General features: G+C 64.3%; 7 protein-coding genes and 2 pseudogenes. 6 read left to right on the top strand and 3 right to left on the bottom strand.

All coding sequences use genetic code 11. The features are described from left to right. Positions 1-25: 25 nt before the first annotated feature. The 4 genes and pseudogenes from LDL21_RS24435 to LDL21_RS30270 all read left to right on the top strand — a co-directional run. Positions 26-343 carry a WXG100 family type VII secretion target gene (locus LDL21_RS24435; RefSeq protein ID WP_225281909.1) on the top strand — a complete coding sequence of 106 codons (318 nt, stop codon included), beginning with the start codon at positions 26-28 and terminating at the stop codon, positions 341-343. Positions 344-350: 7 nt separating this feature from the next. Continuing rightward, entirely contained in the window at positions 351-854 is a 504-nt protein-coding gene (locus tag LDL21_RS24430) for a YbaB/EbfC family nucleoid-associated protein (RefSeq protein ID WP_225281908.1), read from the top strand. 169 nt (positions 855-1,023) lie between these two features. Then, a complete protein-coding gene (locus LDL21_RS24425) occupies positions 1,024-1,734 on the top strand; it encodes a hypothetical protein (protein WP_225281907.1) in 711 nt (236 codons plus the stop codon). 376 nt (positions 1,735-2,110) lie between these two features. Further along, positions 2,111-2,410: pseudogene (locus tag LDL21_RS30270) on the top strand (WXG100-like domain-containing protein); the annotation flags it as partial. Between the two features lie 33 nt (positions 2,411-2,443). On the opposite strand, the gene LDL21_RS24415 reads toward LDL21_RS30270, so the two are convergent. The 3 genes from LDL21_RS24415 to LDL21_RS24410 form a co-directional block, all read right to left on the bottom strand. Continuing rightward, on the bottom strand, positions 2,444-2,887 hold the full coding sequence (locus tag LDL21_RS24415) for a hypothetical protein (RefSeq protein ID WP_225281905.1): 444 nt from the start codon (positions 2,885-2,887) through the stop codon (positions 2,444-2,446). A gap of 1,127 nt (positions 2,888-4,014) precedes the next feature. Beyond that, complete coding sequence (locus LDL21_RS29880) at positions 4,015-4,143, bottom strand: hypothetical protein (protein ID WP_255675418.1); 129 nt, start codon at positions 4,141-4,143, stop codon at positions 4,015-4,017. Between the two features lie 577 nt (positions 4,144-4,720). Then, positions 4,721-5,647 carry a hypothetical protein gene (locus LDL21_RS24410; protein ID WP_225281904.1) on the bottom strand — a complete coding sequence of 309 codons (927 nt, stop codon included), beginning with the start codon at positions 5,645-5,647 and terminating at the stop codon, positions 4,721-4,723. On the opposite strand from LDL21_RS24410, the pseudogene LDL21_RS30295 reads away from it, so the two are divergent. Further along, positions 5,528-5,800 (top strand): annotated as a pseudogene (locus LDL21_RS30295) (DUF8616 domain-containing protein); the annotation flags it as partial. The gene LDL21_RS24410 and the pseudogene LDL21_RS30295 overlap by 120 nt on opposite strands. A gap of 210 nt (positions 5,801-6,010) precedes the next feature. Beyond that, a complete protein-coding gene (locus LDL21_RS24405) occupies positions 6,011-11,239 on the top strand; it encodes a DUF8616 domain-containing protein (protein WP_225281903.1) in 5,229 nt (1,742 codons plus the stop codon). The last annotated feature ends 18 nt before the right edge of the window (positions 11,240-11,257 follow it).

Here is an 11,257-nt window from a genome sequence, read left to right as displayed (position 1 = left end):
CTGTGGGACAGTTCGGGGGGAACCGATGACAGAGCCGATCGAAGTGAACACCGCCAAGCTGGCACAAGTCATCCACGACATCGCCGCGATCGCGGACCAGTTGGATACGATCGCTGCCGCCGGTAAGGCAGCTGTCGCGCCGGGAGCGGCCGCTTGGGGTGATGACCGGTTCGGCAGCAAGTTCGCGGACGGGGCAGACGGTTTCGAAGCCGGGGCTACCAACATCGTGGAGAGCACGAGCACGCTGTCGACCTCGATGGGCAACCTGTCCAACGGGATCTTGTCGGGCAGCAAGCGTAGCGACGAACGCGAGCAGGAAAACGTCGACGGCTTCGGGAAGTAGACTTTCGATGAACAATGAAGCCGAAACCGCCTCTCTGCTGGCCACTTTCAGCCAGCAGATCAGTGCGATCGCGGAAGCGGCGCAGAAACGCGCTCTGCTGACCGGGACCGGGATCACCAACGACAAACGTGTCACTGTGACGATGAACGCCGATGGTGCGGTGATCGAGACGAAGTTCTCCTCCGACATCGACGAACTCACCTATGACGAAATCGCCAAGGCTGTCACGACTGCCGCGCAACGCGCTCTCGCCGATGTCGGGCGTCAGACCGAGGAGCTGATGCAACCGATCGCGGATCAGCGGGCCGCGATGCCGAAGCTGCACGAACTCATCGACAACCTTCCCGACCTCGATAGTCAGGCGCCTACGCTGCCGGCGGCCTCGATGGCACCACCCAACTCTCCCGAACGCGTCAGAGCCGAGGAGGCGGCGCCGACCTTCGACAATGCCGAGGATCACGCCAGGTGGACGGCCGAACGTCGTACCGGGGTCACAGATTCGGGCTGGTAGCCGGATTGTTTACCGGGCCGGTGGACTCGCGTCCAGTTGCCGCGCCCGGTTCGATGGTGCGATGTCGTACAGTCGAGACCCGGTCGGCCCGGGGGCGAATATTCACTCATAAGTCGCCCGTCCGGACCAGCTTCCCTACCCCACCGAGTCGACGCCGAGAGGACAGATAGTGATCGACGACGACGAGGCGTGCCGATTCTGTGGCCGATTCGTGCTCGAGGTGGACGGATGGGCGGAGTCCATGCAGCCCTACCACCAAATGCGTGCCTCGTGGAATGAGAACGCGAGCTTCTTCTGGGGCTCGTTCCACCTCGTGTGCATCCGAAACTTCCCGGAACGGGAAACGTTCAGGCGGGAGGCTGCCGCCTGGGTTTCGACGGTGGAGGATGTGGTGCTGCTCCGGGGCGGTGACGGCGAAACACACGAAGTGCCCCGCCGCGGACTCGGTTTTACCGATCTGGTGGCCCGCCTTCCCAGTGGGGAGCTCTACGAGAATCCTCGGTTCAACGAATGGGCGTATGTCGAGGAATCCGGCCCCTTTCATTTCATCGACATGCACCGTGCAGAGGCTCTCGGTCGAGGCGAACGTGTGCGCGGTAGCGCCGGCGGGCGATCGATACTGTTGAGCAAGGACCCACAGGTCGATGTATCGACATGGGACCTGGTGGAACTGTTGGACTTCCTCGATGTGCGCGACCTCTATCAGGAGATGCTGGACACGCTCGAGCCGAAGTACCGCTACGTGGACTCCGGGCGAAACCGCTTCGGCCTGGTGCTCGATTATTCGCTGTCCTGCATTCAGGCCTACCCGTCGGACCTCGCCCGCTTCTTCGGTGAATACCTGTCCGGCTATGTGCCGAAGCGGCTAGAAGACGCTTGAGCTCGCGCCAGACCTGCCGTGGCCTGGCACCCGGCCGTAGCCCGTGCCCACCTCCGCTGAATCATGCGTGATGGTGCAAGCAGCTCGAATCACTCGGCAACAACAGCGAATTGCTGCGTTGTAGTTTATATCTACTTGTGGCACAGTCGAACTCGTCGACACCGCGATGTCGGCTAATGTTTGGTTGCACCAGCCGTGGGGGGCTTCGATGACGAGTGCTGTCGCCTACCCATATCTGCCGTGGGTTGTGCCGGTGGATGCGCGGGTGTTCCGCATCGAGTACCGGTAACCCGCTGTGGCACTCGGATTCCCGTCCTGGCTCGAACCCGTGGAATGGCTCGTCGGAGCCGACTGGCCACACGGCAACGAAGACCTCATGTGGCAAATGGGCAAAGACCTCCAAACCGCCGCCGATGACGCCAAGGCCCTCGTTCCCGAACTCGAAGCCGTTGTCGGCACCGTCAACGCCGCCTACCCCCAAGGCCGCGGCGGCGAATCCATCCTCGAATGGATCCAACCCCTCATCGACGGCCAAGGCCCCGACAAAAACGGATCCCTCGCTCACCTCGCCGACCACTGGACCAAACTCGCTGCCGCCGCCGACTCCGGCGGCGACCAACTCCAAGCCGCCAAACTCAACTTCTACATCGCCGGCGCCTGGCTCCTCACAGAACTCGCCTGGGCCGCCGCCGCCGGACCCGGCGCACCACTAGCCCACGCCATCGTCATCGCCCAAGCCCGAAAACTCTTCACCTGGATGGGCAACCGCCTCGCCAGAGCCATCGCCCACACCGTCGCACGCAACGTCACCGAAGAAGTCCTCGAACGCATCAGCGTCAAACTCGTCTACGAAATCGTCCAAGAATCCCTCGTCGAACTCGGACAAGGCACCAGCCAAGAACTCGCCGTCCAACACATCCAGAACACAACCGGCCACATCAACGGCTACGACTGGAAAGCCGTCGGACTCAACGCCGGCATCTCCGCCATCGCCGGCGGCGTCGGCGGCGCCGCAGGCTTCGGCCTCGGCCGCAAACTCCCCACCACCAACGGCGGCTGGACAGGGGCCCGCAACGGCGCCACCACTGGCGCGGGCGCAGGCCTCGCCGGCGCGACCGCCGCCTACCTCGTCACCGGCGCCTTCACCGGCCAATGGGACTTCGACCCACGCTCCTTCACCGGCGGCGCCGCCTCCGGCGCCGGCCCCTCCGCCATCCACGGCTACCGCGGACACACCGACAACGCCGGACCCATGAATTACACCGGCAACACCACCCGCGCGGGAAGCCCCTCCCAAACGGACCACGCCGGATCGAATACGGCAACGAACAACGGAGCAGGCGACAGCCGGAACAACGGCAACAACAGCGGCTCGAACAACGGAACTGACACCGAGGCCGGCCCGGCCGACACAGGCACCAACCAAAACTCTGGAAATGCCGACACCGTTGACCAAGCGTCCTCGGAGAATTCGGCCAGCACACAACAGACAACCTCACCCGCCGGACAGACTGATCCCGGCGTCGGTACCGGGGCCCCCGCTGCACAGTCCACAAGCGACGTCAGTCCCTCGAACGCCAATGCTGATACCGCTCACACTCCAACGGATTCAGCTATCGATGCGGCGTCGACCGGAGTGGAAGCCCCATCGAGTGTTGTCGACGAGAACTCCCATTCATCCACAACCGAATTCGGTGGGAGCCATGCCGACCCGACGGCACCGGACAGCGCCACAACCAGCACCGACAATGCCGTGCCGCAGACAGATGCCACTCGCGATCCACAATCTCAGGTCGGCGACCCGGGTACTGTCGCACCGGCCGCGCACACCGCTGCGACCACGGTCGATCTCGCAGCATCGGCTGCCGAAACAGAAACCACAACATCGCCGGTAGCCAGTGCTCCTGCGGCGCCGTCGCCCACCGCGCCCGTCGCCGCAGCGGGCGCCACTCCAGCGGCTATGCCATCGACGCCGGCTACCACACCCACGTCGTCCCAGAAGGCGACTTCGAATCGAACCGATTCCGAACGGCACGCGCCTGCTGCCGAGAACAGCGCGCCCACATCGCGACCCGGTCACCCCGGTCCGCTGGTCGCTCCAGCGTCCGGCCCTCGGGCCGCCATCGACTCCCATACGCCGGCGACAACCGCGCCCGTCCAAGCCGCCAGCACGAATGTCGTTCCGCCCTCGTCGAATTCGACGGCCACGACTTCCCACCATCAGGAGACCGCTCCGCCTCCGGATCCGTCGACCGACGTCACTCGGGAGATGGCCAAGCACTACAAATCCAACTCGCGGATGCCGGGCGGTGAGATCACGTTCGGCGAACTGTCGCCCAAGGCCAAACAACTGGTCAACGCCTTGGCGACGAACGAGAGCATTCCGATCCGGCCGGGCGAGGTGAACATCACCCACCTCGCCGAACTGCAGAAGTTCGCGGACAACGAGCATGCCGTCGTTCAGAACGCCGACGGCGACCTGCGGCTCTTCCGCGGTGAGAGAACCCGTTCGATAATCCCACCCGGCTTGGCATCCACGTATAAATTCATCCTGCACACGCATCCGGAGGATCGGCTACCCGGTCCGCCGTCGCCGGAGGAGCGTCGACTCCGACCCGACTGCGTCAACAGCATGCACCAGGATCTCCGGTTCAAAAGGACGCCGCATGTCGAAGCCGTCGTCAGCCGTGACGGCCAGGTTCGCTTCTTCGACAACGAAGGTGTATTCGACTTACCACCGGGAGAGTATCCGCGCGGCGGCCCGATCAACGACCGGGGATACGTTGTCCCGGTCGCAGGTTCGACTTCACCGGCCACGGCGAACCCCGGCCGGGCGATGTCCGGGGATCCCGACAATCGGCAAGAACGGCCGGCGCCCTCAGCCGACGTACCACCCGCCGACGCGCACGAAACCACCAGCCCGACAAGTCAGCCCGCCCAGGAGATCTCCGATGACCGACAGCAGCGTTCCACCACTGACCGAGGCTCAACGCCAAGCGTTCTGGCGGCGGCGGGGGTGGACACCGGACCTTCCGACGGACAAACGGACAGCGATCGAGCAGTACTGGACGGACGAGATGATCGAGGAAGCGGAGGCCCACGGCTTCTGACCGATCTCGGCGACATCACCCCGGTCGGGGTCAGCTCGCTGACGACCGCCGACGCGGACCGTCTCGCCGCACTCGGACACAGCACGCCGGACCTCTTCGAGCTGGCACCGGCCGACGCCGACTTCTTCCGTCGGCGAATGGTCCTGCTCACCGAGAACAATCGTTTCGCGGCGTCGGTGCACGTCTACAGCACCGAGGAATACCGCACCATGCGGTTGTTCGTCACCGACGACGGTAAAGCCGGCATCGCCTTGAAAGGCGACGAGATCGTTTCGGTCTTCGCCCATCGCGATACTCGCTATCCTGGCGCGTCGATCGCGATGCTCACCATCGCGATCGATCAGGGCGGCCGCAGGCTCGATTGTTTCGACACAGTTCTGCCTCGGCTCTACGCCGAGGCGGGCTTCGTGCCGGTGGCCCGACTCGCCTGGAACGACGAGTATGCTCCGCCCGGTTGGGATTACGAGACCTTCCGCAAGCACAACGGTGGTCGGCCCGACGTGGTGTTCATGGCCTACGACCCCGCGGCGGTCGGCTCGGAATACCATCCGGGCGCGGGACGATCGGTCACCGACTACGACGCGGGTATCGAAGCTGCGCGCACCCACAGCCACACCGTGGCCGACCATTCGGCCGCTACCGATCCACTCGCCGATGACGACGCGCGTACTCCCGAGCACCGCGTGGATGTCGGTCTGCCCGTCCAGCACCGGCCCCACAGCACCACCATCGGCGACGACCCCACCACGCGTCGTGTCAGCGAGAACCTCCGCAACGAGGGTGCCCACGACGTCGTCGTCCACGGCAACGACATCGGCCGCCCCGTCGACGATATGGGTATCCCGGTCGATCCCCAGCGGGTGGTCGAGGCCATCCGCGCCAATCCCGACTATGTGCCGGGCACTCCCGTCCGGCTCGTCTCATGCCACAGCGGCAACGACGCCGGGTGGGCACAACACATCGCGAACGAACTCGGTGTGCCTGTCCACGCACCCACCGACATCGTCGGTGTCAGGCAACGCCCCGACTCCCCCGCCGTCGTTCACAACGACGGCAATTGGCGCACGTTCCATCCGGCGGATGCGGACGGGAATCATCGGCCGCCGACCACGCTTCCCGTCGATCCTGCGAACTCGGACCCCGGTCGGCAGGGCGACTGGGACCTCATGGCCGACGACTCCCTGCCGACGGATCCGCTGACATCCGCCGACATCGAATCGGTCTACGGCATTCCGATCAGAAACCAACGCCGTATCCAAGGATTCATCGACAGATTCAACCTGATCATCCAGGTCCGCCCGACCAATCCTGATTCGGTGCCGCACCTGAAAGCCGGCGCCGCGCCCAAACCGATGGTGATCAAAGACAAGACGATCAACGATCTCGATGTCGCGCTCGGCGCACCGGCGCACGCCAAGGGGCTGGTCGGGCGGTTCGAGCCGGGGACGTTGCGTATGCCCGACACCACCGGCATGTCGGACACGCAGATCGAAGCACTCGAGCAGCGACTACATGACCGCGCCGAGGACTTCGTCGCGTATGCGGCGGATATGGCCGAGCTGGCGCACGATTTCGTGGTCGAGAACGGCATCGTCCATCAGAAGATCAACGGTGACAAGGTACCCGTAACCGGCGACCACGACATGTTCGAAATCCTGCACGCCGACGGAACTCGCCTGACACCAGCGGAGCTGAGTCTCTACGAGCGCCGGCTCGCCGTGATCGGTGCGGGCATCATGCACGGTCCCCACGTCTACTGGAACCCACAGAGTTCCTTCCAGCGGGCACGCAACTACGAAAGCATCATCGACCAGCACCAGTTCGACCCAACACCGGAGTCGAAGAACGAACCCCTGATCGAGTTCCGGCCGGGTACGCAACCCGCCGTCACCTGGGCAGCGAAGACCCTGCAGGAAGTCGATCGGGAAATGACGCCGTGGCATGTGGCCGCGGTCATCGATGGAATGGAACGTGCCCGGCTGGCAAGCATTCCCGGGCTGGTCGACACGCATTTCCGGGACTCCGAAGCCGGCGAGAGCGAACGAGCGCACCACACCGAAAAACTCCGCCGACATGTCGAAACCGAGGTCGAGCACCTTCGACAGCGCGCCGCCGAACTCAAAGCCCACCCTGATTTCGACCTCACGGTTTTTCACGCCTGGGCAGACAAGAACACGAAGACTTCCGCCCCGGACGGGCCGAACGGGCAATCGATGACGGCCATCCGAACTCAGCAGGACCATCCCCCATTGGTCGTCCCGACGGATTCGCCCGAACACGAGTTGGCGGCCCTCGAGAAGCAAGCCGCAGCACTGCGCCATCTCGCCGACCGACGAGACGAAGCATTCACTCACAGTGGACAACTCGCCGCCGAGCGCGGTGAGCGCACCGCCGCGGGCATCGCCCATCACACCGCCGATCCCGGCCGCGCCGACCTCGCTCGCCAGGTGCCGGCCGCCCCCGGTTACTTCACAGCCGACGTTCATCTCTCCGACGACGGCCACGCGCTCATCGGCGACCATGCCTACACCCCTGCCGAATACGGCGACCTGTTGCGCGCACACGGCTGGGACCACACCACCCCGGTCCGGCTCATCGCTGGCAATGCGTCCTCGAACGGGTTCGCCACCCGACTCGCCCAACATCTCGGCATCGATGTCCTGGCCCCGGCCCGGGCGGTGTGGATCGATGCCGACGGCAGTATCCACAGCGCTACGGCGGCCTACCCGGCCGGGCCACCCGTTCAGCAGCCGACGACCGTCAGCACTGCGCGGTACGACTTCCGGCAAACCATCGACGGCAATGGCCGCCGGACAACCGAAGTGAAGATCCGTGCCTACCTCGAGCAAATGCCGGGGGTCACAGCCGACCGAATGCAGACGGTCGCGCGCACCATGATCGAGGCGAGTTCACAGCTGTTCGGTGACCCGTCGAAAGCGCCACCAGCCGCGTTGTTCCCCGAGAAGGCAGGTGCGGCAGACACTTCCGCGCCGAACCACATCCTGCTCAACGGTGACGGCTTACGGGTCGATATCGAGTTCGTCGACAATCCCGAACACGCACACCTACGAGCGGCCATTGCGCCCAGCACCGAGGTGACGGGCCCGCACTGGGACCCTGATGTCCCCGTCGAAACGGTAGTTCGAGCCATCGGCGAACACATGGGACTCGTCGACGCCACCGCAGGCGTGGACTCCACGGACATCAACCGGCTCAGCCACGAGCTCGCTCACGCGGTCGCCGGGGCACCGCAGTCCACCCTCGCAGGGGTCTCCTTCTCGCACGGCACGCACAGCACCACGATTGGTTCCGACCCCGCGGCGCGACGTGTCACCGAGAACCTGCGCAACGACGGCGCGCACGATGTGATCCTGCACGGCGACGAATCCGGGCACCCACTCGACGGCAACGGTGCCCCGCTGTCACCACAGCAGGTCGCCGACGCGATCCTCGTCAACCCGAATTACGTTCCCGGAACACCGGTCCGGCTCGTTTCCTGCTTCAGCGGCGGTGACATCGGGTGGGCCCAGCAGATCGCCGACCGGCTCGGTGTTCCAGTACACGCGCCCACCGATATCGTCGGTGTCCGGCAGCGCCCGAACTCCCCCGCCGTGGTCCACAACGATGGCAGTTGGCTCACCTTCTCGCCGGAAAGCGCCTCCGAGGAGCGAGCTGACGCCACGTCGGCGCCGGGCGAACGCACATCGGAACGCGCCGAGGTAAACGGGCGCGACGGCTGGGACTTCATGGCCGACGAATCGAGCGATCCGCCTGCGATCGACGGTCTTTACGCGATACCCGAGACAACGCACGACTCCCGAAGCTCAGGGCCGCCAGGCCCGGCTCCACATGTGGGATCGATACCGGCCGGCATGATCGTCGGTAATGACGGACTGCTCCACAAGCCAGATGATCGAGCCGACAGTTACCGCACCGAAGACGGGCGCCTGCATCATCTCCTGGACGCCCCCGGTACATTCCGGGACACGAAATTCGCGCTGCACGACGGGAACCGGTTCGTCACGGACCCACTGACGTCGCAGGACGTCGTGCACAAGGCGCAGAAAGAGATTCCGGAAACCTATGTCGTGCGTGACGAAGCGGTTCGTGAGGAACTGGAGCGGCATTCGCAGGAGCGCCGAGCGCAGCAGCATGAAAGAGACCGCGCCGGGGCTGTCGTCAAAGGCCACATGGCGGAATTCGGGATCGAACGCGTCCACGATCTCAAAGCCGCGGAACTCGACAGGATCATCGTCGCCAAGCGCGAAGCCGTGCTCGCCGATCGGGAACTCAGCGACGCACAGGTAGACGCGAAACTCGATCGCCTCGACGAACTGCGCGACAACGCCAAAATATACAACCGCCTCGGAAACGAGATGGTTGCCACCTCCAAGGCGATGGGCGAGCTGGGCGGAAACGCCTACGCGGTCGACAGCGAACTCCGCCCGAACGCCACGCTGCTTTCACCCTTCGCAGGCGCCTTCGACGGCTACAAGACCATCGACACCATAGCGTTCGTTCCGGCTACGGAAAGCACCCCTCCGACGCTTATCGGTACCGAGAACAAGGGCCTCGGCTCGCCATTGGGTGACGCGCTCACAGTTCATGGGAAAGCCGAGCAGGGTTCGACCGAGTACGGACTGCACACGTTGAACATCGACCAGAACCTCCAGCGCATCCTGACCGAAACCCACGACGAGATGCGGGCTCGGGGGGTGGACCCCGACAGCCCCGAAGGTAGACGGGTCATCGAGGCCCGTGAAGATCTCACGCGGGCGCTGCACGATGGAACCCTGCGCATGGAGTACCACTACGTGCACGCACGTATGGACGGCTCCATCGAGGTATCGAGGTTCCTCGTCGACGGTGGCCCGAACACCAGCATCGCCGCAATCGGTGGAGTGGTGCGTGACGCCGAATACCCGTACCGAAGCCGCGACGAATTGGAGCAGGTCCTCTCCAGAGAGATCGAACGGAAAAGGGAAGCGCTACTCCGCGGTATCGACAGTCCCGATCTCCTTCGTGCTGTGCCAGATGCCGTCGGCTTCAGCTATGGAGCACGCGACAACAGCACCATCGGCAAGGCCACGGACATGGCTGACCGGCTTTCGGCCCAGCAAGCAGCAATCAGTCGCGACTTGCAACTCGGATTGGCTCCGGAGGCTGCCAGCCGACTGATCGCCGCCGCGCAGGAACAGGCTGCCCGCATGCAGGAAATCGAAATCCAGAGCAGAATAGCCGTGTTCAGAGACGTGGAACTCGGCCCCCACCGCGACCTGGTCGAGAAACTGATCCGACTCGATGTCGAGAGTCGCGCGCTGTCGCTGACTACAGAAATAAAATACAACGAACGTGTGATGCTGCGCGATGCGAAATCTCTCGCGATTCGATTCCGTGAGCACGAGGATCCGGCACGGGCGAGATTCGTCGAGCACATGCTCGAGTTGACTCGCGAGATTTCCGTGGCCCGAAGCCAGGGCGCCGAACTCGAGATCACTGGACTGGTCAAGGAATACAGTGCTTTGGCACAGGTGATTCAAATCGAACGTGCCGCCGAGGTTCGCACTATCGAGGCGATGGGGCTCGACGCCCGGCACGCCGAACAACTGGCCAAGATTCTCGATATGGACCGAACCAACGACTTCGGGCGTCCCGTGGAGGCACTCGGCCGAGAGATCGTCAGGCAGGGCACCGCCCGGGCCGTCGAAGCCCGCGAGCTCCCGGCGCTGGAACGAGGCCGGGTGGCCGAATTGGCCCTGAGCCGCGTTCAGGAGATCGAACGCACCCTGGAGCAAGGGCGCGAACCCGGTCCGGCCCTGGTGCGCGAAACGATGGATACGCTCGGCGGGCTGGTTCAGGCCGAGCGTGCGGCCGAGGCCCGCACCCTCGAAGCACTCGGCCTGAGTCAGGAACACCGTCAGGAAATCGTCAAGACGCTGGAATTGGAACGCACCGAACTTCTCGGCCGGTCCATGGAAACCCTCGACAGGGAACTGGTTCGACAGGACCATAATAGAACCGTGGGCGATTCCCGTTTCCGGATAGGCCCGGAGCTCGCGAAGACATTGGATGTCCGTGCCTATCGGCAGATTTCCAACGATATGGGGCGCGCTGTCGAAGACAGAGCACTCGATGCCGGCGACAAATCACGTCAGCCACCCGTCGTCGAATTCGACTCGCCGGAACGCCGGCTGGCGCTCGCTGCCAATCTTCTCAGCCGTGGGTTGTCACTCGAGTTGACGGAGGCGAGGATGCTGGTCGAAATGGGTCAAGGTGTCCCGCCGAGTCTCGCCATCCGGATGGAACAGGAGGGGCGTAGTCCGGCGCGGTTGAGGCAGGTGGCGCGGGAGCGCGAACGGGCGCGCGATCCACGAGGAATGGAACGTGGCCGATGAGTTATTCTTGCCGAATAC

This window comes from Nocardia rosealba, assembly GCF_020216065.1.
In the GTDB taxonomy this organism is placed as follows: domain Bacteria; phylum Actinomycetota; class Actinomycetes; order Mycobacteriales; family Mycobacteriaceae; genus Nocardia; species Nocardia rosealba.
Note: the sequence above shows the minus strand (reverse complement) of the source record. Positions and strands in the feature narration are given on the sequence as shown.

Bases quoted from the DNA above. Each gene is read 5' to 3' on its own strand.
- LDL21_RS24430 (WP_225281908.1), top strand. From the start codon at position 351: ATGAACAATGAAGCCGAAACCGCCTCTCTGCTGGCCACTTTCAGCCAG.
- LDL21_RS24435 (WP_225281909.1), top strand. From the start codon at position 26: ATGACAGAGCCGATCGAAGTGAACACCGCCAAGCTGGCACAAGTCATC.
- LDL21_RS24405 (WP_225281903.1), top strand. From the start codon at position 6,011: ATGGCCGACGACTCCCTGCCGACGGATCCGCTGACATCCGCCGACATC.
- LDL21_RS29880 (WP_255675418.1), bottom strand. From the start codon at position 4,143: ATGTTCACCTCGCCCGGCCGGATCGGAATGCTCTCGTTCGTCGCCAAG.